Origin of the sequence: Actinophytocola sp., from assembly GCF_036402745.1 — a bacterium.
Taxonomy (GTDB): Bacteria; Actinomycetota; Actinomycetes; order Mycobacteriales; family Pseudonocardiaceae; genus Actinophytocola.
This window is the reverse complement of sequence record NZ_DASWSJ010000320.1, coordinates 1-23,252: the sequence shown is the minus strand read 5'-3', so window position 1 is coordinate 23,252 and position 23,252 is coordinate 1. Positions and strand designations below refer to the sequence as shown.

The 23,252-nt window shown below is 73.9% G+C and carries 22 protein-coding genes and 1 pseudogene; 8 read left to right on the top strand and 15 right to left on the bottom strand.

From position 1 onward, the window contains the following. A pseudogene (locus tag VGD70_RS29875) lies at nt 1-1,120 on the top strand (hypothetical protein); the annotation flags it as partial. A gap of 1 nt (nt 1,121) precedes the next feature. Here the strand turns inward: VGD70_RS29875 and VGD70_RS29870 are convergent. From VGD70_RS29870 to VGD70_RS29840, 7 genes are all read right to left on the bottom strand, one after another. Further along, on the bottom strand, nt 1,122-2,561 hold the full coding sequence (locus VGD70_RS29870) for a hypothetical protein (RefSeq protein WP_331087218.1): 1,440 nt from the start codon (nt 2,559-2,561) through the stop codon (nt 1,122-1,124). Further along, nucleotides 2,561-3,337, bottom strand: a complete 777-nt coding sequence (locus VGD70_RS29865) for a hypothetical protein (protein ID WP_331087216.1) — start codon at nt 3,335-3,337, stop codon at nt 2,561-2,563. Before VGD70_RS29865 ends, VGD70_RS29870 begins: the two co-directional genes overlap by 1 nt. A gap of 2 nt (nt 3,338-3,339) precedes the next feature. Beyond that, complete coding sequence (locus VGD70_RS29860) at nt 3,340-4,194, bottom strand: hypothetical protein (protein WP_331087213.1); 855 nt, start codon at nt 4,192-4,194, stop codon at nt 3,340-3,342. A 13-nt stretch (nt 4,195-4,207) separates the two neighbouring features. After that, complete coding sequence (locus VGD70_RS29855; RefSeq protein WP_331087211.1) at nt 4,208-4,858, bottom strand: hypothetical protein; 651 nt, start codon at nt 4,856-4,858, stop codon at nt 4,208-4,210. Continuing rightward, nucleotides 4,858-5,247, bottom strand: coding sequence for a hypothetical protein (locus VGD70_RS29850; RefSeq protein ID WP_331087209.1), 390 nt, complete (start codon nt 5,245-5,247; stop codon nt 4,858-4,860). The genes VGD70_RS29855 and VGD70_RS29850 overlap by 1 nt, the downstream gene beginning before the upstream one ends. A gap of 100 nt (nt 5,248-5,347) precedes the next feature. Further along, the gene (locus VGD70_RS29845; RefSeq protein WP_331087207.1) at nt 5,348-6,175 is read right to left on the bottom strand and encodes a metallophosphoesterase family protein; all 828 of its coding nucleotides are present in this window, start codon (nt 6,173-6,175) and stop codon (nt 5,348-5,350) included. A 135-nt stretch (nt 6,176-6,310) separates the two neighbouring features. Continuing rightward, entirely contained in the window at nt 6,311-7,807 is a 1,497-nt protein-coding gene (locus VGD70_RS29840) for a glutamate--cysteine ligase (RefSeq protein ID WP_331087205.1), read from the bottom strand. 150 nt (nt 7,808-7,957) lie between these two features. Between VGD70_RS29840 and VGD70_RS29835 the strand changes: the two genes are divergently transcribed. Then, on the top strand, nt 7,958-8,806 hold the full coding sequence (locus tag VGD70_RS29835; RefSeq protein ID WP_331087203.1) for an RNA methyltransferase: 849 nt from the start codon (nt 7,958-7,960) through the stop codon (nt 8,804-8,806). Between the two features lie 23 nt (nt 8,807-8,829). After that, the gene (locus VGD70_RS29830; RefSeq protein WP_414638093.1) at nt 8,830-9,432 is read left to right on the top strand and encodes a DUF2537 domain-containing protein; all 603 of its coding nucleotides are present in this window, start codon (nt 8,830-8,832) and stop codon (nt 9,430-9,432) included. An 8-nt stretch (nt 9,433-9,440) separates the two neighbouring features. Here the strand turns inward: VGD70_RS29830 and VGD70_RS29825 are convergent, their stop codons facing one another. From VGD70_RS29825 to VGD70_RS29815, 3 genes are read right to left on the bottom strand one after another with little or no spacing between them, the layout of a single operon-like run. Continuing rightward, entirely contained in the window at nt 9,441-9,941 is a 501-nt protein-coding gene (locus VGD70_RS29825; RefSeq protein WP_331087201.1) for a DUF2199 domain-containing protein, read from the bottom strand. A gap of 10 nt (nt 9,942-9,951) precedes the next feature. Next, nucleotides 9,952-11,145: a HAMP domain-containing sensor histidine kinase gene (locus tag VGD70_RS29820; RefSeq protein ID WP_331087200.1), complete on the bottom strand. Its 1,194-nt coding sequence runs from the start codon at nt 11,143-11,145 to the stop codon at nt 9,952-9,954. Then, a complete protein-coding gene (locus tag VGD70_RS29815; protein WP_331087198.1) occupies nt 11,142-11,798 on the bottom strand; it encodes a response regulator transcription factor in 657 nt (218 codons plus the stop codon). The genes VGD70_RS29820 and VGD70_RS29815 overlap by 4 nt, the downstream gene beginning before the upstream one ends. A 128-nt stretch (nt 11,799-11,926) precedes the next feature. Here VGD70_RS29815 and VGD70_RS29810 point away from each other — a divergent pair, with 128 nt between their 5' ends. From VGD70_RS29810 to VGD70_RS29795, 4 genes are read left to right on the top strand one after another with little or no spacing between them, the layout of a single operon-like run. Continuing rightward, complete coding sequence (locus VGD70_RS29810; protein ID WP_331087196.1) at nt 11,927-12,499, top strand: hypothetical protein; 573 nt, start codon at nt 11,927-11,929, stop codon at nt 12,497-12,499. Beyond that, nucleotides 12,496-13,557, top strand: a complete 1,062-nt coding sequence (locus VGD70_RS29805) for a peptidoglycan-binding domain-containing protein (protein ID WP_331087194.1) — start codon at nt 12,496-12,498, stop codon at nt 13,555-13,557. Before VGD70_RS29810 ends, VGD70_RS29805 begins: the two co-directional genes overlap by 4 nt. Further along, complete coding sequence (locus VGD70_RS29800; protein ID WP_331087191.1) at nt 13,554-14,216, top strand: ABC transporter ATP-binding protein; 663 nt, start codon at nt 13,554-13,556, stop codon at nt 14,214-14,216. The genes VGD70_RS29805 and VGD70_RS29800 overlap by 4 nt, the downstream gene beginning before the upstream one ends. After that, nucleotides 14,213-15,421, top strand: a complete 1,209-nt coding sequence (locus tag VGD70_RS29795) for an ABC transporter permease (protein ID WP_331087189.1) — start codon at nt 14,213-14,215, stop codon at nt 15,419-15,421. Before VGD70_RS29800 ends, VGD70_RS29795 begins: the two co-directional genes overlap by 4 nt. Nucleotides 15,422-15,464: 43 nt before the next feature. Here the strand turns inward: VGD70_RS29795 and VGD70_RS29790 are convergent, their stop codons facing one another. Both VGD70_RS29790 and VGD70_RS29785 read right to left on the bottom strand, forming a co-directional pair. Further along, complete coding sequence (locus VGD70_RS29790; protein WP_331087187.1) at nt 15,465-17,318, bottom strand: ABC transporter ATP-binding protein; 1,854 nt, start codon at nt 17,316-17,318, stop codon at nt 15,465-15,467. After that, the gene (locus VGD70_RS29785) at nt 17,315-19,042 is read right to left on the bottom strand and encodes an ABC transporter ATP-binding protein (RefSeq protein WP_331087185.1); all 1,728 of its coding nucleotides are present in this window, start codon (nt 19,040-19,042) and stop codon (nt 17,315-17,317) included. Before VGD70_RS29785 ends, VGD70_RS29790 begins: the two co-directional genes overlap by 4 nt. Nucleotides 19,043-19,259: 217 nt before the next feature. On the opposite strand from VGD70_RS29785, the gene VGD70_RS29780 reads away from it, so the two are divergent. After that, nucleotides 19,260-19,502: a hypothetical protein gene (locus VGD70_RS29780; RefSeq protein ID WP_331087183.1), complete on the top strand. Its 243-nt coding sequence runs from the start codon at nt 19,260-19,262 to the stop codon at nt 19,500-19,502. Between the two features lie 76 nt (nt 19,503-19,578). Here the strand turns inward: VGD70_RS29780 and sepH are convergent, their stop codons facing one another. From sepH to serC, 3 genes are all read right to left on the bottom strand, one after another. After that, nucleotides 19,579-20,856: a septation protein SepH gene (sepH, locus tag VGD70_RS29775; protein ID WP_331087181.1), complete on the bottom strand. Its 1,278-nt coding sequence runs from the start codon at nt 20,854-20,856 to the stop codon at nt 19,579-19,581. A gap of 130 nt (nt 20,857-20,986) precedes the next feature. Further along, a complete protein-coding gene (locus tag VGD70_RS29770; protein WP_331087179.1) occupies nt 20,987-21,835 on the bottom strand; it encodes a phosphoribosylaminoimidazolesuccinocarboxamide synthase in 849 nt (282 codons plus the stop codon). Then, nucleotides 21,836-22,978, bottom strand: a complete 1,143-nt coding sequence (serC, locus tag VGD70_RS29765) for a phosphoserine transaminase (RefSeq protein WP_331087177.1) — start codon at nt 22,976-22,978, stop codon at nt 21,836-21,838. Between the last annotated feature and the right edge of the window lie 274 nt (nt 22,979-23,252).

Below are 23,252 nucleotides of genomic sequence, written 5' to 3'. Positions count from 1 at the left end.
GACGGTCCCCGACCCGGACGACGACGCCACCCGGCTGCCGCCCGGGGACCAGTGGCAGGGCGGAGCGGAGCTCGACTGGGGCGGCGGGGTGGCGGTGACGGAGCGAACGGCGGTCGAGGAGTCCAGTGTGGACACCGCAGCACCGAAGCCCGCGACGCCTACGCCCGCCGAGCGGCCGGCGGCTGCGCCGGAACGGCCAGTGGCTGCGCCGGAACGGCCGGTGGCTGCGCCGGAACGGCCGGTGGCTGCGCCGGAACGGCCAGTGGCTGCGCCGGAACGGCCGGCGGCGGAGCCGGAACGGCCGGCGGCGGAGCCCGAATGGCCGGTGGCTGTGCCGGAACGGCCGGTGGCTGAGCCCGAGGAGCCGGCGGCCGCGCCCGCGCAGGTGGCGCGTGAGTCGAGCGCTGCGCCCGAGCAGGCGCCCGCGGCGGAGCCCGAGGCCGCTGCGGAGCCCGAGGCAACGGCGGAGCCCGAGGCAACGGACAGGACGGGCACGGCGACGGTGCCGAGTTGGCTGGCCGACATCATCGAAAGCGGAGGGCCGAGCAAGCAGCCGAGGCCCACGCCACCCGCCGGCACGCCGGCCGTGGCGCCCGGGTGGTGGAACCAGAACCCGCGCCCGAACCCACCCGGCGCGGATCGGGGCCAGGAGCCGGAGCGGTCGTCGGCGCCGACCGCGCGCCATCGGGTCCCGAGGCACCAGGCACCGACGGAGCGGCTGTCCCCGGCCATGCCGCCGGCCGGGCAGCCGGCACAGGCACCACGCGGCCAGGGACCACAGGGCGCGGCGCCGCAGGGCCAGGGGCCACAAGGCTCAGCGCCGCCGGGGCCGGGACAACGGTCATCGCCGCAGGGCCAAGCTCAGGTGGACTCGTCGTCTTCGGCGGGGCGGGGGCTCGCGGTCGCGGGGGGTGCGCTGGGGGCGGTGGGCACCGCGGGGGTCGTTGTCGGGGTGGGGGTCGGAGGTGCGGTGCCCGTCGCGTTGATGTTCTTCTTGACCGTGCTCGGGGTGTCGCTCGGCGGGATTGCCGTTGCCAGGCGGGCGCCTGGGGGGCGGGCGGCGATCGCGGTCGCCGGGGTGGGGCTGGTCGTCTCCCTTGCCCTGATCATGATCTGGTGAGCTACTTCCACACCGCGAAGCCGATGACCGCCGCGATCGCCGCCACCACCAGACCGACGAGCACCGCGCCGATGCCCGGCACCGCGGTGAGGATCATCAGCATCGCCGTCAGGAAGCCCAGTGCCAGCGCGATTCCCACGATCAGGCCCGCCGGCCCCCGCGTCGGCTGCCGGGTGGCGTGCACCTCCGGGTCCTTCCACCAGTCGCTGCCCGGCTGCCGCGGCCGGGGCGCCCCCGAGCCGGACGCCGGGCGAGGCGCCCCGGAGCCGGACGCCGGGCTGCGCGGCCACGGCACCGGACCCGCCTGCCCGGGCGGCGGCATCGGCCCCAGCGGACCCAGCGGCGGCGGCGCACCATGACCCGCCGCACCAGGCGAACCGGAGACCGGCGAACCCGGAAAGCCGGAGACCGGCGAACCCGAGCCCGGAAAGCCGGACACCGGAGAGCCAGAGCCAGAGTCAGAGCCCGGGGCCGGATAGCCGGCGGCCGGCGACGCGGGCGGGCGCGGTGACGGCACGGCCGCCGGTGTCCGCTCCCACCACGGCATCGTCCTCGGCACGACCAGCTCACCCAGCCCACCCGAGGCCACCCACCCCGGCCCGCAGCACTGGATGATCCGCATGGCCAGCTGGTCGAGCCGCCGGTCCCCGATGGCCTGCAGGTGCGCCCACGCCGCCGTGTCGAACGGCGGCTGGTAGTCCTCCCTGCGGAACAGCAGGTTCTCCCCGGTGTTCAGCTGCGGCCACGGCGCCGGGTTCTTCGACAGCGCCACCAGCGACGTGTAGATCACGAGCCCCGAGAACGTGTCCATCCACCGCCCCCACGGCCGCACCTGCGGCTGGTAGTTCCGGTGCCCCGTCTCGGCCGGCGCGGGCCACCCGGCGAACCGCGCGATCCACGAGCAGTCGAAGTCCACCAGGCGCAGCCGGCCGTCGGGGGACACCAGCACGTTGCCGTGCTGCAGGTCGCCATGGGCGAACTCGGCCTGCTGCAAGCGAACCACGAGCTCCAGCCACGCGTCCGCCAGCACCCCGAGCGCCCGGGTGTCCTGCCGCGCCACCAGCTCGTCGACGTGCTTGTTGAGCGGGTGCCCCTCCACCCACTGCATCCGCACGACGGGCCAGGACAGCCCGTTCACCGTGATGCCGTCGTGCACCCATCGCGCCATCGCGACATCGCCGACGAGGTCCCGCGCGGCGAAGTGCTCCTGCAGCGCGTCGTAGCGCTCGCTGCTCCACGAGTCGTCCCGGGTGAAGAACCGCAGCGCGGCCACGTCACCGTCCACAATGGCCTTGAACACCACCGCGCTCGTGCCCGCCGCCGGCATGGGGATCTGGTACAGCGGGTGCGGCACCAGGTCCGCCCGGCGCAGCTCCTCGGTGGTGAACGACTCCCGCCGCTGCACCGCCTTCATGTAGTCCTCGGGGCTCGGGTAGCGCATCACAGGCACACCACCAGGTACGCCGGCGCCGCCACCGCGACCTGCGCGCGCAACAGCGTCACGTCGTCGTTGCCCAGCTCGCCGGCCGCGCGCCGGTCGGCGACGAGCCGGCGGAACGTGTCCGGATGGCTCAGCGCGTTCAGCACCGACCACACCGCCGGGCCCCGCTGCGTCACGAGCCACTGCGCGAGCGCGTCGGTCGCCAGGTACAGCACGTCGCCGTCGGCCAACTCGCCCTCGGCCACCAGGAGCCGGTCGACGACCGAGCCCAGCGTCTCCGGCTTGGTCGACACGCCGTCCGGGTTGTACCCGAAGTCGGCCGCCGCGAGCGGCGGAAACTGGCCGACCGGCTCGCCGCCGCGGACGTGGAACAGCACGGTGTCGCCGAGCGCGACCGCGGTCCAGCGCGGCCGGGGCCCGTCGACGATCTCGCAGCCCAGGAACGTCGCGAACGACCCGACCCGCGCCAGCTTCAGCCGCTCCAGGTCCGACGCGCCCGCGAGCACCGGGTCCTCGCGCCACCGGGTCCGCATCGTCTCGAACCAGCCGCCCAGCGCCGCGGGCGCCACAGCGGGCGCCGGCCCGTCCGCGCCGACGAACCCCGCGACCAGCTGCTGGGCCCACCGCGCCGAGCCGAACCCGGACGTCGCGCCGTCGGCCACCGCGAGGCGCGGCCCGCGGCCGGAGCCGGGGGAGAAGGCGCCGCCGTCCTCCCACTCCGCCTCGGCGTTGCCGTGCTTCGGGGCGTAGTAGACGACGGTCCGGACCTGCACCACGGCTATACCGGGCGGTCCGGCACGCGGGTGCCGATCTGCAGGACCTTGAGCAGGGTGGACCGGCCGACGTTGAACGCCAGGCCGCGGGCGCCGGGCCGCACGTCGTAGCCGTCCACCCGGGCGTTGTCGATCATGGGCTGGGGCAGGTCGCTGCTCAGCGCGAACAGGTCCGGGCCGGGCTGCGGCAGGCCGCTCGGATCGGCCGGGAACACGATCTCCGCGGACTCGGCCGGCGACAGGAACACGTTGAAGAACAGCGTCGGCCCGTCGTTGGTCTCGATCGAGGTCATCCGCTTGACCCAGTCCTGCAAGGTCGCGCCCTCGTGCGGGCTGTCGGTGACCATGCCGTCGGTGATGTTGATGACGATCGGCGGGAAGGAGTTCGGGTGCGCCGCCGCCCAGTCGAAGACGTGCCCGCCGACCAGGGCGATCGCCTCGCACATGGGGGTGCGGTAGCCGTGCACCGGGTCGACCCAGACCGGCATCTTCGCGCTGACCGCCATCAGGTCGATCGACGGCTCGGTGCGCACGGTCATGGGGTGCTCGGCGAGCTCGGGCAGCGGGACCAGGCCACGCCCGGCGAGCGGGCCGCCGAACGCGGACTCGACACCCTCGCCGGGGGTGAGCAAGCGGGCGCCGTAGCTGAACACGCCGACGTCGAAGTAGGGCCGGACCGGCGCGTTCACCTCGGCGGTCGCCTTGATGCACATGTCCAGCAGGATGTTGTTGACCGCGAGCGCGGCGCCGTCGGCGAGCGTGGAGTTGGTGCGGGCCCAGGAAAGCTTCATCGAGTCCGACCGGTCGAGCAGGATGACGACGCATCCCGGATCGGCTCGCGACACGGACTGGCGGTACATGTCCATCTCCTCGTCAGCGGTCGTGGCTCGGTTCGCCGGTCAGGTTGCGGCGCACGACCACGGGCGGCCAGGGCGTGCCGGGTGTCCACTGCCACTCGTGGCCGCAGCGCGGGTTGCGGCAGCGGAAGGCGAACGCGGACCCGCCGCCGCGCACGTCGATGCGGAAGTCGCCGCAGTTCGGGCACTGCGCGACGAGCACGGCCCCCTTCGCCACGTAGCTCGGCAGGTCCGGGAGCTGGCTGGGCCGGCTGTTCCGCTCGGTCGCGGTGTTGGCCTCGGTGTTGGTCGCGGTGTTGGTCTCGGTCCACCACTGGCGCGGGCCGGCGGCCTCCCCGGGCAGCGGCAGGACGACATGGCCAGGCGGCGACGGAGGCGGCGACGAGGTGGGGGCCGGGCGGCTCCGGCTCGCCGTCTGCTGGTGCCAGGCGGGTGGGGCCGCCGGGCGTAGGTCTGGTGCGACCTGCGGGCGGGGCCGCACCCGCGGCGCGGGCGTGTCCCGGGTGAGCAGGCCGAACGCCACCGCGGTCGCCACCGCGGCGCCGCCCAGCCACATCCAGACGTCGACGTGGAGGAACCGGCCGGCGAGCAGCCCGCCGGCCACGCCGCAGACGATCGTGACGACCAGGAGCCAGAGCTGGCGGTCCGCGTTTCCCGGCGATGCCATCAGCTCACCTTCCGGACCTTCAGCTCGATGTCCCCGCGCGCGTCCGGGTCGAACGGGCCCCAGCAGGTGAGGTCCGACGTCGCCAGCTGCACCCCGTTGCTCGTGGTCCAGCCCGGGTCGAGGACCGCGCAGATCTGGAACGGCGCCGCCGGCTTCAGCGACTCGAGAGCCTTCTGGTCCTTGATCGGGACCTGCCGGCCGCCGGAGACGAGGACCGCCGACCGGGCGGGAAAACCGGCCGGAACAAACCCGATGGTCGGGGTGGCGGGCGCGGCCTTGTTCGTGCCGTCGTCCGTCGCGAAGGCCATGCCGAGCAGCAGGACGACCACGAACGAGATGACGAGGGCGTAGACGGGCGCCACGTACCGGGTCCGCCATCCATCGGCCATGACTGCCTCCGCGCGAGTGGCATCCGGGCACTCGCCGTGTACATCGACCGACGGCACGCGGACGTGTCGCCCTTTCGGAAAAGAATTCTCCGGAAGGTGGTTACTCGCCGTCCTCGGTGTCCGGTTTGCCGTCGAAGGGCAGCTCGACCACCAGGCACGGCCCGCCGACGAACACGCCGCCGTCGACGCCGAGCGCGCGGCCGTCGGCGTAGGAGTAGGGCCCGTCGATCTGGTCCGGGGGGACGCCGAGCTGGTCGGCGATCACGCTGTGGCCGTGCACCACCTGGTCGCCGCCGAGGACCGTGAGCAGCTCGCCGGCGACCTCGGCGCCGGCCGGGCCGCGGAAGGCGTGCCGGGTGGTGAGCCTGCGCCAGACCTCCCACCACTCCACGATGTCGTCGGAGTGCAGGACCTCCTGGATGCCGGCGTTGATCTCCTCGATGTCGCCGCCCCAGACGAGGTACTCGAGCGTGTCGGAGTGCATGAGCAGGTGGTCGCCGACGAGGGCGAGCGCCGGCCGGCTCGACAGCCACTCGATGTGCTCGTCGGTGACCGCCTCCTGGTCGGTGGTCTGGCCGCCGTTCATCTCCCAGCTGCGGGCGAAGCTGCGCGGGCCGAAGTCCGACGGCACCTCGGTGTCGCCGAACCGGTGCATGCCGAGCAGGAGGATCTCGTGGTTGCCGAGCAGCGCCTCGACGTGGCCGCCGCCCTCCGCCGCCTCCGCGGACAGGCGCATGACCAGGTCGATGACGCCGATGCCGTCCGGACCGCGGTCCACGAAGTCGCCGAGGAACCACAGGTGGGTGTCGCCGCCGGACCAGTTGGCCTCGTCGTCGACCAGCCCGGCGTCGGCCAGCGCGCCGAGCAGCTCGTCGAGATGCCCGTGCACGTCGCCGACCACGAATGTGGACCGCCCGTCCTCCTCCACACCGCGACAATATGCCAGGTCGCTCAAGGCCGCCGCAGCCCTCTTAGCAGGCTTGCCCCAAACCTTGCCGGTGATCGTCCCGCGCGGCCAGGACCGCGACCGCGCCAGGGCGCCGGCTCGTTTCGGCCAGGCCTCTCAGATCACCGCCCAGGTGTGCACCGGCTGGTTCGTCGCCGCCAGCTCGATGTACCGGCGCAGCATCCCGACCAGCGCGGCGTCCCTGTCCAGCCCGCGGTCCTCGAGCCGGGTGACCGTCTCGCGCTGCCAGGACGACCCGGTGCGCTGGGCGAGGCAGCGCTGCTCGATCACCCCGAGGTAGCGCTCGCGCGCGGCGTCGGACACCTTGAGGTCACGCAAACCCTCGTGCGCCATGGGAAGCAGCCGGCGCAGCACCAGCTCGTCGGGCGGCACCCAGCCGATGCCCGGCCAGTACAGCTGCGCGCCGAACGCGTGCCGCGCGCCCGCGTAGAGGTTCTCCTCGGCCGCCTGGAACGACATCTGGCTCCACAGTGGACGCTCCTCGGCGGCCAGCGCCCGCTGCGCGCCGTAGAAGAACGCGGCGTTGGCGATCAGGTCGACGACCGTCGGCCCGGCCGGCAGCACCCGGTTCTCCACCCGCAGGTGCGGCACGCCGCCGTAGACGTCGTACACCGGCCGGTTCCACCGCCAGATGGTGCCGTTGTGCATGCGCAGCTCGGACAGCTTCGGCGCGCGGCCCTCGTCCAGCGCCTCGATCGGGTCCTCGTCGTCGATCTCGGGCAGCAGACCCGGGAAGTAGCGGACGTTCTCCTCGAACAGGTCGAAGATCGAGGTGATCCACCGCTCGCCGAACCACACCCGCGGGCGCACCCCCTGGTTCTTCAGCTCGACCGGCCGGGTGTCGGTGGCCTGCTGGAACAGCGGGATCCGGGTCTCGTGCCAGAGCGCCTTGCGCAGCAGGAACGGCGAGTTCGCCGCGATCGCCACCTGCACGCCGGCCAGGCACTGCGCGGCGTTCCAGTTGGGCGCGAACTCCTCCGGCGGCACCTGCAGGTGCAGCTGGGCGGACGTGCACGCCGACTCCGGCAGGATCGAGTCGGCCCGGCTGCGCAGGCGCTCGCTGCGCTGGCCCGGGATCGCCGCGCCCTCCATGTGCAGGACCATGTCCTCGCCGCGGGCGGCGAAGATCCGGTCGTTGAGCAACGAGTAGCGGGCGTTGTTCGACAGCCACCGCGCCTTGAAGTGCTCCTCGCGCAGCGTCGGCAGCATGCCGATCATCACCAGCCGGGCGCCGGCGTCGTGTGCCTTGGTGTCGGCGCTGGCCAGCGCCGCGCGCAGCTCCAGCTCCAACTCGCTGGCCTGGTCGCCGGACAGCGGCCGCGGCCGCACGTTCAGCTCCAGGTTGTACTGGCCCAGCTCGGTGGTGAACGAGGGGTCGTCGAGCTTCTCGAGCACGACGCTGTTCGCCATCGCCGGCCGTAGCCCGTCGTCCACCAGGTTCAGCTCGACCTCGAGGCCGATCTGCGGGGGTGAGGTGGAGAACCCGCCTTCGGTGAGCATCCTGGCCAGCGCGTCCAGGCATCGCTGGACCTTCATCCGATAGCGCTGGCGATCCGAGCGGTCGAACGTGTCGGTCGCTGCATCCTGTCCCATACCGGCCCTCCCCAGCCGGACGTGCGGAATCCGGCGCGCGCGGGAGGTTCAACCGTGACATACGGCAAAGGGCGTTGCTAGGGGCCAAAAAGGTGCTCTGCCGCACGCGGAGTGTTACGCAGTGCGAAGCGCCCGACGCGCGTCCGTAACATGCCGGCGGGTACGCCGGGGCTGTGGGAGCATGCGCGCGTGATCGAGGTGCGGGACCCCGGCGACGGGCGGCTGGCCGACTTCCGGGCGCTGACCACCGCCGACCGCCGGCCGGACCGGCCGGGTGGGAAGGGCCTGGTGATCGCCGAAGGTGTGGTGGTGGTCCGCCGGCTGCTGGCCTCGCGGTACCCGCTGCGGGCGGTGCTGGGCGTGCCGCGCCGGCTCGAGGAGCTGTCGGCGGATCTCGCCGGCCGGGCCGCGCCGGTGTACGCGGCGTCGGCCGAGCTGATGGCCGAGGTCGTCGGGTTCCACCTCAACCGGGGCGTGCTGGCCGTGGCCGGCCGCCCGCCCGCGCCGTCGGTCGACGGCGTGGTGGCCGGCGCGCGGCGGCTGGCGGTGCTCGAAGGCGTCGGCGACCACGAGAACCTGGGCGCGCTGTTCCGCAACGCCGCCGCGCTCGGCGTCGACGGGGTGCTGCTGGGCGCGGGGTGCTCGGACCCGCTGTACCGGCGCAGCGTGCGGGTCTCGATGGGGCACGTGCTGGCCGTCCCGTTCGCGCCGCTGACGCCCTGGCCCGATGGCCTGAACCTGTTGCGCGGCAAGGGCTTCCGGGTGCTGGCGATGACCCCGTCGGCGTCCTCGGTGCCGCTGTCGGACCCGGCCGTCTCCGCCGGCGGCGCCGAGCGGGTCGCGGTGCTGCTGGGGTCGGAGGGTCCGGGCCTGTCGGCCGGGGCGATCGCCGCCGCCGACGTGGCCGTCCGCATCCCGATGGCCAGTGGGGTGGACTCGCTCAACGTGGCCACGGCCGGCGCCGTGGCGTTCTACGCGCTCGGTACTTTCGGCCGGTAGTTTCCGTGGGCAACGATCTACGCGTGGAGGGAGCCGCGGTGCAGCTGCGCGCCAACGGCGAGCGTGCGGTGCTGGTCGGCCACGACGGGGTGGCCGAGCGCGAGGTCGACCCGCGGCGGCTGCCGCTGGGCACCGAGCTGACCGACGCGTTGCACGAGTGGGCGAGGGTGGCGAGCGCCGTGCGGCGCAGCGACCCCGACACCAGCGCGGCCGCGAGTGCCGTCGTCACCCGCCGCGGCCTGCAGCTCGCCGGCCGGGTGGCCGCGTCCATGGGCGTGCCGGTCGGCTACCTCGACCCGCTGAGCGGCGAGGAGTCCGTGGTCGAGCCGCCCGAGGACGCCCGCCCGGCCCGGCCGACGCGCCCGCCCGAGCCCGTGCCGTGGCTGACCGGCCTGACCGTGGCCGCGGCGAGCCTGGCCCTGGTGCTGATCACCATCCTGAGCCTCGCGGTGACCCTGGCCGACACCCACGTGCTGCTGGCCCTGGCCTCGAACGCCGTGGTGACGGCCGGGCTGCTGCCGTCGCTGTGGCTGATCCGCCGCCAGCCGATCTGGCGCTGGGTCGCGCTCGGCGTGGCGGTGGCCATCGCGCTGGGCTGGCTGGCCCTGCCGTTCATCGTCCTCTGACCGGCCCGCTAGCCGGGGTGTAGTGCCCGTTCCGCGATCCGCTGGACACGGTGCCGGGTGATGCCGGTGCATTGCTCGACGGCGAGCGGATGGTCGGTCGGCTCCAGCTCGACGAACGGGCGAGTCCCGACCGGACGCGTGTGCAGGTTGGTCTTGAGGTCGAGAGTGGACGGTGCGTACCCCGCCAGGTCGGTGGAGAGCCAGCCGAAGTAGGGCGCGTCGTTCGCCCGGTCCTCGTCGTGCCACCGCGTGGACGCGTGGACGAAGCTCTCCTTGCTGAGCGAGACCCACACGCCCCAGGCGAAGACGTCGTCGGAGCCGATGACCGGCAGCTCGACGAGGCCGCGGACGAAGAAGTGCTCCCCGCCGATGACGCACTGGTCGGTGCCCAGCTCGCTGCCCGGGTCGTCGGCCAGGTTCGGGGACCAGTAGGCAGGCGCCCCGGCGTGGTAGGCGAGCGGCGGCGTCGCGTGGTGCGCGCCGCAACCCGAGCAGGTGAAGCCGGACATGGCGGCGAGCCTAGTGCTCCGCCGGGAACCGGTCGCGTCCTCCGGCCGGCGCGAGCGCCGGCTCGTCCGGCTCGACCGCGGCCGCGCCCGGCAGCGTCACCGTGACCACCAGACCACCGCCCTCCCGCGGCTCGGCGTGGACCTCGCCGCCGTGGGCGTGGGTCACCGCGCGGACGATCGACAGGCCCAGGCCTGCGCCGGAGCTCGCCAGCCGGTCCGCGGCCAGCCGGTGGAACGGCTCGAACAGCGCCGGGATCTCGTAGCGCGGCACCACCGGTCCGGTGTTCGCGACCACCACCTCCACCCGCCCGTCCGGCCGCGTGTCGCTGGTGACGCGGACCCAGCCGCCGTCGACGTTGTGCCGCACGCCGTTCTCCACGAGGTTCTGCACCAGGCGCTCCAGCAGGACCGGGTTGCCCATCGTCGGCGCCTCCGCCGGGACGGCCCCGACCACCGGATGCTGGGCGGCCACGTGCGTCACCACGTCCGCGAGGTCCACATAGGACCGTTCGGCCGGGGTCCGCTCCGCGCCGGCCAGCACCAGCAGGCCGTCGATCAGCCGCTCGTGCCGGCCGTTGATCTCCAGCAGCGTCTCGCCGAGCTGGCGGACCTCGCTGGAGGAGCCGCGGCGCTGCACGGCCACCTCGATGAGCGTGCGGTTGAGCGTCAGCGGCGTCCGCAGCTCGTGCGAGGCGTTCGCGATGAACCGGCGCTGGCCGTCGAAGGAGTGGTCCAGCCGCTCCAGCATCACGTCGAAGGTGTCGCTCAGGCGCTTGATCTCGTCCGGCGGCCCGGCCAGCGCGATCCGCTCGTGCAGGCCCTCGAACCCCGGCGCGTCCGCGATGCGCCGCGCGGTCTCGGTCACCCGGTCCAGCGGCTGCAGCATCCGGCCGGCGATCAGCCAGCCCAGCGCGGTCGCCGCGGCGGCCACCACGGCCAGCGCGATCCCGCCCTGGGTCAGCAGCGCGGTGAGCGCGTCCTGCCGGGTGCTCTGCGCGACCTGGTCCATGCGCGCGTCGGCCTCCGGCGGCGGGCTCGAGTGCGTGGTGGCGCTGCCGTCCCCGCGGGTCACGGTGAGCCCCGGCTCGCCGGGCACCTGCTGGGAGACGAGGGCGTAGGTCACCGCCAGCAGCAGCACGCCGGCCAGCAGGAACAGCCCGCCGTACACCAGCGTGAGCCGCGCACGAATCGTCAGTCGCCTCATGAGATCCGGTACCCCACTCCCGGGTCGGTCAGCACCACGGCGGGCTCGCCGAGCTTGCGCCGCAGCTTGAGGATCGCCATCCGGACGGTGTGGGTGAACGGGTCGGCGTACTCGTCCCACGCCTTCTCCAGCAGCTGCTCCGCCGACACCGCGGCGCCGTCGGCCCGCAGCAGCTCCGCGAGCACCGCGAACTCCTTGCGGGACAGCGGGACGTAGCGCCCGTCCCGGTAGACCTCGCGCCGGTGCGGGTCGAGCCGGACCCCGGCCCGTTCGAGGACCGGCGGCGCCGCGGGCCGGGACCGCCGGCCCAGCGCCACCACCCGCGCGGCCAGCTCGCGGAACGCGAACGGCTTGGGCAGGTAGTCGTCCGCGCCGAGGGCGAGCCCGGCGACCCGGTCGTCGATCTCCGCGGCGGCGGTGAGCATCAGCACCCGCACGTCGCCCTCGCGCGACGCGACCGCCCGGCACACGTCGTCGCCGTGCACCACCGGCAGGTCCCGGTCGAGCACCACCACGTCGTAGTCGTGCAGCCACAGCCGCTCCAGCGCGGCACCGCCGTCGTGCACCACGTCCACCGCGTGCGCGTCCGCGCGCAGCCCCTCGGCCACCGCGTTCGCGAGCAGCGGCTCGTCCTCGACCACCAGGATCCGCATGCCCCCATGGTGACCCCCGGCGATGTCAGCTGGGCGTCAACGTTCGCGAAGACGGCCCGATGACATCGCCCCCGCTCTACTTCGCCGGGTGGCCGGGACTCGCCCGGCCACCGACGAGGGAGCGACACATGCGCGTCAGGACAGCACTCGTCCTCGGTCCGCTGCTGGTCATCGGGCTGGCCGGGTGCGGGGGATCCGCCGGGGACGGCAAGGTGGCCACGGCCGGGGGACCGGCAAGCACCAGCAACAGCGCCGCGGCCGGGCAGTCGGACAAGGCGGCAGCGCTGAAGTTCTCGCAGTGCATGCGGGACAACGGCGTGCCGAGCTTCCCGGACCCGGAGTTCGGCGCCAACGGGGAGGTGCGGCTCGGCACGCCGGACGGGGTGGACCGGACCAAGGTCGACGCGGCGCAGAAGAAGTGCCAGCAGTACCTGCCGAACGGCGGTCAGCCCCAGCCGCTGGACCCGGACAAGCTCGCGCAGGTCCGGGAGTACGCGCAGTGCATGCGGGACAACGGCGTGCCCAAGTTCCCCGACCCGGACCCGAACGGCGGCATCAAGATCGACAGCGGGCCCGGCCTCGACCCGATGAGCCCCGAGTTCAAGGCGACCGACGAGAAGTGCCGCGCGAAGCTGCCCGGCGGCGGCGGTGGCGGCTCGGTCAACTCCCAGAACGGCGACGGGTCCGGGGGGCAGGGGTGACCAAGCGCACCGTGGTGATCGTGGTGGCCGCCGTGCTCACGACCGGGGCCGGCGTGGTGGCCGCGACCGGGTTCGACTGGGGCGCCGCGCCGGCCGCGGCCCCCGCGCCGGTGCCGTCGACCGCGACGGTGACCAAGCAGACGCTGGTCGACACGCAGAGCTCCGCCGGTGAGCTGGGCTACGGGACGGCGACGTCGGTGCCCGGCAGGCTCGCCGGCACGGTGACCGCGCTGCCGGCGGTGGGGTCGACGGTCGCGCGGGGCCAGGCCCTCTTCCGGGTCGACGACCTGCCGGTGGTGCTGCTGTACGGGACGTTGCCGGCCTACCGGCCGCTCGCCGTGGACACCAAGGGCGCCGACGTCGAGCAGTTCGAGAAGAACCTGGCCGCGCTGGGCTACTCGGGTTTCACCGTCGACGACACGTACTCGGCGGCGACGGCCACCGCGGTGAAGGAGTGGCAGGCGGACCTGGGCCTGCCGGAGACGGGCACGGTCGAGCCCGGCCGGGTCGTCTACGCGGCCGGGCCGGTGCGGGTCGACACCCAGGAGGCGGCGGTCGGGGACCCCGCCCAGCCGGGCACGGCGCTGCTCACGTACACGGGCTCGACCCGGGTGGTCACGGTCGACCTGGAGGTGGCCGACCGGCGGCTCGCGGTGAAGGGCGCCGCGGTGACGGTCACGCTGCCCGACGGCCGGACGCTGCCCGGCAGGGTCGCGGCGGTGCGGACCGTCGTGACCCCCGCGGACGGCGCCGGCGGGGGCAGCGCCGCTCCGACGACGACCATCGAGGTCACCGTCACGGTCGCCGACCAGAAGGCCCTCGCCGTCCTGGACGCGGCGTCGGTGCAGGTGGCGTTCACCGCGTCGAAGCGCCCCGACGTGCTCACCGTCCCGGTGGCGGCGCTGCTCGCGCTGGCCGAGGGCGGCTACGGCGTCGAGGTCGTCCAGGGCAGGTCGACCCGGATCGTGCCCGTGCGGACGGGTCTCTTCGCCGCCGGCCGGGTCGAGGTCTCCGGCGGCGGGCTGGCCGAGGGCATGACGGTGGGGATGCCGTCGTGAACGCCGTCGTCGAGCTGGACCGGGTCAGCAAGGCCTATCCGGGCGGGGTCACCGCGCTGCGGGACGTCTCGCTCACCATCGGGTACGGCGAGCTGGTCGGCATCGTGGGCCCGTCCGGGTCGGGGAAGTCGACCATGCTGCACCTGATCGGCACGCTCGACCGGCCGTCGGCCGGGACCGTGCGGATCGACGGGCACGACGTGGCGACGCTGTCCGACCGGCGGCTCTCGGCGCTGCGGGCCCGGCGGCTCGGCTTCGTGTTCCAGCAGTTCCACCTCGCGCCCGGGCAGTCCGCCGTGGACAACGTGGCCGACGGCCTGCTCTACGCCGGCCTGCCGGTCGGGGAGCGCGCGCGGCTGGCGGAGGACGCGCTGGTCCGGGTCGGCCTCGGCATGCGGCTCGACCACCGGCCGCACCAGCTCTCCGGCGGCGAGCGGCAGCGGGTGGCGATCGCCCGCGCGGTGGCCGGCGCGCCGCCGCTGCTGCTGGCCGACGAGCCGACGGGCAACCTCGACTCGGTGTCGGGCGCGGGGGTGATGGCGTTGCTTCGCGACCTGCACCGGACGGGCACGACGGTCCTGGTGATCACGCACGACCGGGAGATCGCCGCGGGCCTGCCCCGCCAGGTGCACCTGCGTGACGGGGAGGTGGTCCGATGACGCTGCGCGCGGTACCAGACATCTTCGCCCCGGCCCGGCTGCGGCCCCGCGACGTGCTGCGCGTCGGTGGCGCGGGCCTGCGCACCCGGCCGCTGCGGGTCTTCCTCTCCGCGCTCGGCATCGCGATCGGGATCGCCGCGATGACCGCCGTCGTCGGGGTGTCCTCGTCCAGCAGGGCCGAGCTCGACGCGCGGCTGGCCGCGCTCGGCACCAACCTGCTCACCGTCGCCCCCGGCAACACGATGGCCGGCGGCGCCGCCACGCTGCCGAAGGAGTCGGTCGACATGATCGCCCGGATCGCGCCGGTCCAGCGGGTGACCGCCACCGGCACGGTGCCCGACACGACGGTCTACCGCACCGACCGGATCCCCGCGGTCGAGACCGGAGGCCTGTCGGTGCGGGCCGCCGACCTCGACCTCCCGCGCACGGTCGGGGTGACGCTCGCCGACGGCACCTGGCTCAACGCGGCCACCGCCCGCTACCCGGCCGTCGTGCTCGGCGCCGCGGCGGCCGGCCAGCTCGGCGTCGGACCGGGCATGGAGGTCTACCTGGGTGGCACGTGGTTCACCGTCGTCGGCGTGCTCGACCCGGCGCCGCTCGCGCCCGAGCTCGACTCCGCGGCCCTGGTCGGCTGGCCCGCCGCCGAGTCCTACCTGGGCTTCGACGGCCACCCGACCACCGTCTACACCCGCGCGGCCGACAACGCCGTCGAGGCGGTGCGGGCGGTGCTCGCCGCGACCGCGAACCCGCGGGCGCCCGGCGAGGTCGAGGTGTCCCGGCCGTCCGACGCACTGGCCGCGCGCCAGGCGACCGACCAGGCGTTCACCGGCCTGCTGCTCGGCCTCGGCGCGGTGGCGCTGCTGGTCGGCGGCGTCGGCGTGGCGAACACAATGGTGATCTCGGTCCTCGAGCGGCGCGCGGAGATCGGCCTGCGCCGCTCGCTGGGCGCGACCCGCGGCCAGGTCCGGCTGCAGTTCGTGGCCGAGTCGCTGCTGCTGTCCGCGCTCGGCGGGGTGGGCGGGGTGCTGCTCGGCATCGCGGTGACCACCGGCTACGCGGCCCTGCAGACCTGGCCGACCGTGGTGCCGGCGTGGGCCCTGTTCGGCGGCATGGGGACGACGCTGGTGATCGGCGCGCTCGCGGGCCTCTACCCGGCGATCCGCGCCGCCCGCCTCTCGCCGACCGAGGCACTCGCCGCGCCGTAGCGCCGAACCGGCCGGCCCGCCCGCGGCTGGGCGGGCCGGCCGGTCAGGCCAGGGACTCCAGCCAGGTGCGGTGCAGCGCGGCGAACCGGCCGCCGGACGGCTCCTCGATCAGCTCCGCCGGGGAGCCGTCCTCGACGATGCGGCCGCCCTCGACCACCAGCACCCGGTCGGCGATCAGCACGGTCGAGAGCCGGTGGGCGATGATCAGCGCGGTCCGGTCGGCGAGCACCGACTCGAGCGCCCGCTGCACCGCCCGCTCGGTGGGCACGTCCAGGCTGGACGTCGCCTCGTCGAGCACCAGCACCGCGGGGTCGGCCAGGAACGCCCGCGCGAACGCCACCAGCTGCCGCTGCCCGGCCGACAGCCGCCCGCCGCGCTTGCGCACGTCGGTGTCGTAGCCGTCGGGCAGCGCCGCGATGAACTCGTTCGCGCCGACCGCGGCCGCGGCCGCCTCGATCTCCGCGCGGGTGGCGGGGGGCCGGCCGAGGCCGATGTTGTCCGCGACCGACCCGGCGAACAGGAAGTTCTCCTGCGTCACCATCACCACGTTGTCGCGCAGGTCGGCGTCGGCGACGTCGCGCAGGCTCACGCCGTCGAGCGCGACAGTGCCGGCGGCCGGGTCGTAGAACCGGGCCACCAGCTTGGCGATCGTCGACTTGCCCGCACCGGTGGCGCCGACCAGCGCCACGGTCTGCCCGGCCGGGATGGCCAGGTCGAACGCGGGCAGCACGATCGGCCCCGCGGCCGAGTAGCGGAACTCGACGCGGTCGAACGTGATGGCGCGGCCGCTCTCGGCGTCCGGCAGCGCCACGGGCTCGTCCGGGTCGACCACGACCGGCCGCTCCTCCAGCACCCCGGAGATCTTCTCCAGCGCGGCGATCGCCGAGGTGTAGGAGTTCGCGAACATCGCCAGGTCGTCCAGCGGGTCGTAGAACCGCCGCAGGTACAGGGTGAACGCGGTGAGCACGCCGAGCTCGAGCCCGCCGCCGACCACCCGCACCGCGCCGATCGCGAGGACCAGCGCCAGCGACAGGTTGCCGACGAGCCGCACGGTCATCGTGAACGTGGCCATGACGTTCAGCGCGTTCTTGTTGGCCCCGCGGAACCGGTCGTTGAGCTCGGCCATGATCTTCTCGTTGCGCGACTCGCGGCGGAACGCCTGCACCGCGCGCATGCCGTTCATCGACTCGACGAACTGCACGATGATCTTGGCGATGGCACCCCGGGTGTTGCGGTACGCGTGCCGCGAGCGCAGGTAGAACCACCGGGTGACCACGAGCAGCGGCACGAGCCCGGCGAGCACCAGCAGCGCCAGCGGCGCGTCGAGGATCAGCAGCATCACCCCGATGCCCACCACCGAGAACAGCGCGGTGAGCAGGCCGTCGAGGCCGTCTTCGAGCAGGTCGTGCAGCGAGTCGACGTCGCTGGTGAGCCGGGAGATCACCTTGCCGGACGTGTACGACTCGTGGAAGGACAGCGACAGCTTCTGCGCGTGGTCGAAGATGCGCCGCCGCAGGTCCAGCAGCACGTCCTGGCCGAACCGGCCGGACACCTTGAGGAACGCGAAGCGCAGCCCCGCCGAGCCGAGCCCGGAGGCGACGTAGCCGCCGACGCACCACGCGAGCACCGCCGTGCTGCCGCCGACCGCGTTCGGGATGCCGGTGTCGATGGCGACCGCGATGAGCACCGGGCCGGCGAGCGTGAGCAGGTTCTCGCCGATGACCAGCGCCAGCGCGAACAGCGCCGTGCCGAGCCGCGGGCGGACGAGCGAGCCGAGCAGCCGGCGCGACCGGGCCTGCAGCCGGGTGCCGACGTACTGGTCGACCTCCTCGACGTCCTCGGCCGCTACGCCCCGCCACTCCTCCTCGGTGGCCTGGGTTTCCGTCGTCGTGGTCACGCGACCACCTCGTCCCTGATCTCCTCGTCGTCCGCTGAATCTGCCGTGGCCGCTGTGTCCATTGTGGACAGCAGGCGGCGGTACTCCGCGTTGCCGGCCAGCAGGTCGGAGTGCGTGCCGACGGCCGCGATCCGCCCGTCGACGAGCAGCGCCACCCGGTCGGCGAGCTGCACCGTGCTCGGCCGGTGGGCGACCACCAGCGCGGTGACGTCGCGCAGGACCCTGCGCAGCGCGTGCTCGACCTCGGCCTCGGTGTGCACGTCGAGCGCGGACAGCGGGTCGTCGAGCACCAGCACCGAGGGCCGGCCGACCACCGCGCGGGCGAGCGCGAGCCGCTGGCGCTGCCCGCCGGACAGCGCCAGGCCCTGCTCGCCGATGCGGGTGTCGAGGCCCCACGGCAGGTTGTCCACGAACTCCTCGGCCGCGGCGACCTGCAGCGCCTGCCGCACGTCGGCCTCGGTGAGGTGCGGCGCGCCGAGCGCGACGTTCTCCCGCACGCTGGCCGAGAACAGCACCGGCTCCTCGAACGCGGTGGCGACGACCGTGCGCAGCTCGTCGAGCGCGAGGTCCCGCACGTCGACGCCGTCCACGGTGACCCTGCCGCCGGTGACGTCGGCGAGCCTGCCGACCAGCGCGGTGAGCGTGGTCTTGCCGGAGCCGGTGGCCCCGACGAGCGCGACGGTCTCGCCGGGCCGCACGTCCAGCGTGACCCCGCGCAGGACCTCCTCGGCGGAGCCGGCGTGGGCGAAGCGCACGTTCTCGAACCGCACGTACCCGCGCACGTGCTCCGGCAGCCGGCGCGGCCGCGGCGGGTCGGTGATCGTCACCTCGGCGTCGCGCACCTCCCAGTAGCGGGCGGCGGCGGTGGCGGCCTGGTTCAGCTCGGCGAGCAGCCAGCCGATCGAGTCGGTCGGCCAGCGCAGGTAGGTGGCCACGGCGACCGCGGCGACCAGCGTGCCGATCGTCATCGTGCCGTCGGCGATGGCGAACGTGCCGTAGAGCAGGTGCCCGCCGATCGAGATCTCCGGCAGCATGATGATCGACGCCCAGAGCAGCCCGACGATGTGGACCTTGCGCAGCTCGAGCCGGCGCAGCTCCTTGGCCTGCTTGGCGAACATCGACGCGAGGTGCGGGCCGCGGCCGAACGCCTTGAGCACCCGGATGCCGAGCACGGACTCCTCGACCGTGGTGGCGAGGTCGCCGTTCTGGTCCTGGGCGCGCCGGGCGAGCACCGCGTACTTGGACTCGTACAGCGTCGAGATGAGGATCAGCGGTGCCGCGCCGGCGATGGAGATGATGCCGAGCACCGGGTTCAGCACGACGAGCACGACCAGGCCGAGCACCAGCGTGAGGCTGTTGACGACGAGGAAGATGAGCGCGAACGCGATGAACCGGCGCAGCGTCGACAGGTCGCTGACCGCACGCGAGAGCAGCTGGCCGGACTGCCAGCGGTCGTGGAACGCGATCGGGAGTCGTTGCAGGTGGTGGTAGAGGTCGTCGCGTAACTCGGCCTCGACCTGCGTGCTGGGGCCGGAGATGAGGCGGCGCCGGGTGAAGAACAGCATCGCCTCGGCGGCGCCGAGCAGGCCGACGATGCCGATCAGCCAGGCCAGCCCACCGGTGTCGCCGGTCGCCACCGGGCCGTCCAGGATCCGCTGGATCATCAGTGGGATGGTGAGTCCGGCGACCATCGAGCCGAGCACGGCGGCGCCCGAGCCGATCATCCGGCCGCGAACCGGTCTGAGGTAAGGGGAAAGCCGCCGCAGGGCATGGATGTTCCTGCTGCGGGCAGGCGGAGGTGCATCCTTGATGTTGGTCATGATCTCCCCACGAGGTGCCATCCGACGGTAGGTGATGACGGTCGTCGGGGGCATCTGGTTTTCCGGGTCGATCGTGCGACCTCGAGTGCGCTGGATGTCAAGCACGCGGGATCATTCGGGCATGACGCGACCCGAGCCCGTGCGCTTCCTCCGCACCGAGTCGACGATGGCCTACCCGGACGGCCGCCTGTTAGCCCTGCGGGACGGCGTGATGCACGTGCTGGCGCCGGACGGCTGGACCCGCCTGCGCTCGAACCGCCCACCCGGGACGACCTGGCTGTCCCGGGAGGAGGCCGAGGACTGGTGCGAACGCGAGGGCTGGGACCTCCACCTGCTCGACAAGGTCCCCGCCGCGGCCGTCTGAGCACGGCCGTCTGAGCACGGCCGAGCGGCGGCCCGGCCGTGCGGCCAGGCCGCTGGTTACCTCTGCGCGGGGCCGGTCAGCGGTTGGAGCGGGTGCCGAGCAGGACGTCCTCCCACGACGGGACGGTCGGGCGGGCCTTCTTGCCCTTGCCGCGCCGCGCGGGAGGCTGGGCGGCCGCCGGCTTGGCCGGCTCCTCCTTCGCCGCGGCCGGTGCCGGGGTCTGCTCGGGCTCTGGTTCGGGGGCTGGGGCGGGTGCCGGCTCCGGCTGAGGTGCCGGTTCTGTGGCGGGTCGGGCCGCGGCGGGCTGGCGAGGCGGTGCCGCGGCGGGTGGGCGGGGATCGGCGGGCAGGGTATTGGGCGGGGTGCTGGGCTGCTGAGGCGCGGCGGCGGGTGGTGCGGCGGCGGGTTGGGCGGCAGCGGCCGGCTGGCGAGGCGGGGCTGCTGGGCGCGACGGGGCGGGCGCGGGCTCGGGGGCCGGCGCGGCCGGCGGCTCTGCCGGCGAGGCGAGGCCGACGGCGGTGTCCGGCTCGTCGGTGAGCTCGATGTCCTGCACGAACTCCTGCTCGCTGCGTGGCTCGGCGTCCCCGCCGGAGCGGCGCGGCGCCTCGCCGACGGCCTGCCGGTGCTCCACCTGCTGGCGGTGCTCGGCGGGCTCCTCGTCCGGCTCGTCGGCCGGCGGCGCGACGGGCTGCACGACCCGCTCGACGGCCGGCCGCTCCACCTGCAGGGCCTGCGCGGCCAGCTCGGTGACCGGCCGCACGGTGCGCAGCTGACGGTTGGGGTTGGGGTCGAGCAGGTCGATGGCGTGGTCGTCGAGCGGGGTGACGGTGCCGCCGTGCGCGCCGGGGTGGAACGACCAGTGCGCGCGGTTGTGCGAGCGGCCCGCGGTCCAGGTGAGCTGGACGACCCACTTGCCGTCCTCGCCCTTCCAGGAGTCCCAGGTGGCCGCCGTGTAGTCCTGGCCGCGCGCGGTGAACGCCAGCGCGACGACCTCGCCCAGCTCCTGCACGTCCGGCCCGTCCTCACGGACCGGGTGCGCGCGCTGGGCGAGCTCCGCGGTGCGGGAACGCTCCAGCAGCACGGGGTAGGCGAACCGCTCGACGCGGTTCGCCGGTACGCCGGCCGCGGCCGCGACCTGCTCTACGGACTCTCCCGCACGGATGCGGGACTGGATCTCACGAGGACGCATCTGGCTCTCCAGCTCGATTGCGATCTGGCCGAGTCGGGTGATGTCGCCTCTGGCTGCCGCACGCAACCGCTCGTCCGCAGGAATTTGGAAACGCTCGCCGCGGTCCGACTCGCAGATGACGATCTTGCCGTCCTCCCCGAGTCCGACGACCCGCAGCGCACGCATCGCGGCCTCCTCTGGACCTGAAACAGACCTCACCTCGCCAGCTGCCCACGGTAGATCGGCGGGTCGCCTTGACGTGCGAGGCGCGCCGAGTACCGTGCCTTCGATCCATTTCGATCATGCCTGCTGGCGGTCACCGGCGCCAGACCGTGCCGGTGATCTTCTCGTAGGCGTCGACGTACCGCGTCCGGGTCGCGGCGACGACCTCCGCCGGCACCTCGGGCGCCGGCGGCTTCTTGTCCCAGCCCGTGCCGGCCGCCCAGTCACGCACGAACTGCTTGTCGTAGGCGTGCTGCGGGCGGCCCGGCGCCCAGTCGCCGGCCGGCCAGAACCGGGACGAGTCGGGGGTGAGCACCTCGTCGGCCAGGGTGAGCGTGCCGGCACTCCGATCGCCGTCGGCGAAGCCGAACTCGAGCTTCGTGTCCGCCACGATGATCCCGTTCGTCGCGGCCCGCTCGGCGCCGCGCCGGTAGATCTCCAGCGTGAGGTCCCGCAGCCGGGCCGCCGTGCCGGCGCCCACCGCCGCGGCGACCTCGTCGAAGGTGGCCGGCGCGTCGTGGCCGCCGTCGGACACCTTCGTGGTGGGCGTGAAGATCGGCTCGGGCAGCCGGCTGCCCTCGACCAGCCCGGGCGGCAGCCCGACCCCGGAGATGGCGCCGGTCGCCTGGTACTCGCGCAGGCCGGAGCCCGCGAGGTAGCCACGCGCGATGCACTCGAACGGGACCATCTCGAGCCGCCGGCAGCGGATGGCCCGGCCTGCGAACTCGGCCGGCACGTCGGTGGCCGAGACCAGGTGGTTCGGCGCGACGTCGGCGAGCCGGCCGAACCACCACACGGACAGCTGGGTGAGCAGCGCGCCCTTGTCCGGGATCGGGGTCGGCAGCACGACGTCGTACACCGACACCCGGTCCGAGGCCACCAGCAGCAGGTCCGCGCCGTCTTCGTAGATCTCGCGGACCTTGCCGCTGTAGACGTGCTGCATCTAGACGCGCTCCACCAGCCAGTCGACGCACCGGGTGAGCGCGGTGACGTCGTCCGGCTCGACGGCCGGGAACATCGCCACGCGCAGCTGGTTGCGGCCGAGCTTGCGGTAGGGCTCGACGTCGACGATCCCGTTGGCGCGCAACGCCTTCGCGATCGCGGCCGCGTCCGTGCCGTCGGCGAAGTCGATGGTGCCGACGACCTGCGAGCGGCTGGCCGGGTCCTGCACGAACGGCGTGGCGAACTCGCTCGCCTCGGCCCACTCGTACAGCCGAGTGGAGGAGTCCTTCGTGCGCGCGGTGGTCCAGGCGAGGCCGCCGTTGCCGAGCATCCAGTCGATCTGGTCGGCGAGCAGGAACAGCGTGGCCACGGCCGGCGTGTTGTAGGTCTGGTCCTTGAGCGAGTTGTCCAGGGCCGTGGTGAGCGACAGGAACTCGGGCACCCAGCGGCCGTTGGCGCCGATCTCGGCCACCCGCTCCAGCGCGACCGGGCTCATGAGGGCGAGCCAGAGGCCCCCGTCGGAGGCGAACGACTTCTGCGGGGCGAAGTAGTAGACGTCGAAGTCCTCGGCGTTGACCGGCAGGCCCGCCGCACCGGAGGTGGCGTCGATCGCGATCAGGGCGGGGTCGGAGCCCTCCGGCCGGCGCACCGGCACGGCGACACCCGTGGAGGTCTCGTTGTGCGCCCAGCCCACCAGGTCGCAGCCCTCGGCGTAGGTGATCTCCGGGGCGGTGCCCGGCTCGGCCTTGACCACCACCGGGTCGGCGAGGAACGGCGCGTCCTTGGTGACCTTGGCGAACTTCGAGGAGAACTCGCCGTAGGTGAAGTGCTGGGCGCGCTCGCGGACCAGCCCGAAGGCGGCGGCGTCCCAGAAGGCGGTGGTGCCGCCGTTGCCCAGGAGAACCTCGTACCCGTCGGGGAGCTGGAACAGCTCGCGCAGACCCGCGCGGACGCGGCCGACCAGGGACTTCACCGGCTTCTGTCGGTGCGAGGTGCCCATCACGGCGGAACCTTCGGCGGCCAGCCGGGCGAGCTGCTCCGGGCGGACCTTGGAGGGACCGGACCCGAACCGTCCGTCGGACGGCTTGAGGTCGGCGGGCAGCACCAGCGTGGTCGGGTCGGTCGAGGTCGGTGACTGCGTCATGTGGCGGCGCCTCTCGGCAGTGCGGTTCGCGGATGACCGGCGCCGTTGCCGGGACCCCAGTCTCTCTCATCCGCCTGCGCCGCTGGTCAGCCCCCCGGCCCGCGGCCCGAGTCGTCCCCAACGTGTGCGTTCGTCCAGCGCCGATGTGTCGTGTCATGCAACCGATACTGCCGCCGCCCCCCGACCCGAGGACCCGCGCGGACCCCAGATCGGCCCAGTTGTCCACAACCCACCGGGTTGTCCACATGTCGATCTTGTACCCCCCTCCCCAGCC

What these genes read in the sequence shown, in the direction of transcription:
- VGD70_RS29855 (WP_331087211.1), bottom strand. Translation starts at nt 4,858, where the DNA reads ATGGCATCGCCGGGAAACGCGGACCGCCAGCTCTGGCTCCTGGTCGTC.
- sepH (WP_331087181.1), bottom strand. Translation starts at nt 20,856, where the DNA reads ATGCGTGCGCTGCGGGTCGTCGGACTCGGGGAGGACGGCAAGATCGTC.
- VGD70_RS29780 (WP_331087183.1), top strand. Translation starts at nt 19,260, where the DNA reads ATGACGCGACCCGAGCCCGTGCGCTTCCTCCGCACCGAGTCGACGATG.
- VGD70_RS29770 (WP_331087179.1), bottom strand. Translation starts at nt 21,835, where the DNA reads ATGCAGCACGTCTACAGCGGCAAGGTCCGCGAGATCTACGAAGACGGC.
- VGD70_RS29795 (WP_331087189.1), top strand. Translation starts at nt 14,213, where the DNA reads ATGACGCTGCGCGCGGTACCAGACATCTTCGCCCCGGCCCGGCTGCGG.
- VGD70_RS29840 (WP_331087205.1), bottom strand. Translation starts at nt 7,807, where the DNA reads ATGGGACAGGATGCAGCGACCGACACGTTCGACCGCTCGGATCGCCAG.
- VGD70_RS29785 (WP_331087185.1), bottom strand. Translation starts at nt 19,042, where the DNA reads ATGATCGGCTCGGGCGCCGCCGTGCTCGGCTCGATGGTCGCCGGACTC.
- VGD70_RS29860 (WP_331087213.1), bottom strand. Translation starts at nt 4,194, where the DNA reads ATGTACCGCCAGTCCGTGTCGCGAGCCGATCCGGGATGCGTCGTCATC.
- VGD70_RS29870 (WP_331087218.1), bottom strand. Translation starts at nt 2,561, where the DNA reads ATGCGCTACCCGAGCCCCGAGGACTACATGAAGGCGGTGCAGCGGCGG.
- VGD70_RS29850 (WP_331087209.1), bottom strand. Translation starts at nt 5,247, where the DNA reads ATGGCCGATGGATGGCGGACCCGGTACGTGGCGCCCGTCTACGCCCTC.
- VGD70_RS29825 (WP_331087201.1), bottom strand. Translation starts at nt 9,941, where the DNA reads ATGTCCGGCTTCACCTGCTCGGGTTGCGGCGCGCACCACGCGACGCCG.
- VGD70_RS29835 (WP_331087203.1), top strand. Translation starts at nt 7,958, where the DNA reads ATGCCGGCGGGTACGCCGGGGCTGTGGGAGCATGCGCGCGTGATCGAG.
- VGD70_RS29810 (WP_331087196.1), top strand. Translation starts at nt 11,927, where the DNA reads ATGCGCGTCAGGACAGCACTCGTCCTCGGTCCGCTGCTGGTCATCGGG.
- VGD70_RS29820 (WP_331087200.1), bottom strand. Translation starts at nt 11,145, where the DNA reads ATGAGGCGACTGACGATTCGTGCGCGGCTCACGCTGGTGTACGGCGGG.
- VGD70_RS29815 (WP_331087198.1), bottom strand. Translation starts at nt 11,798, where the DNA reads ATGCGGATCCTGGTGGTCGAGGACGAGCCGCTGCTCGCGAACGCGGTG.
- serC (WP_331087177.1), bottom strand. Translation starts at nt 22,978, where the DNA reads ATGACGCAGTCACCGACCTCGACCGACCCGACCACGCTGGTGCTGCCC.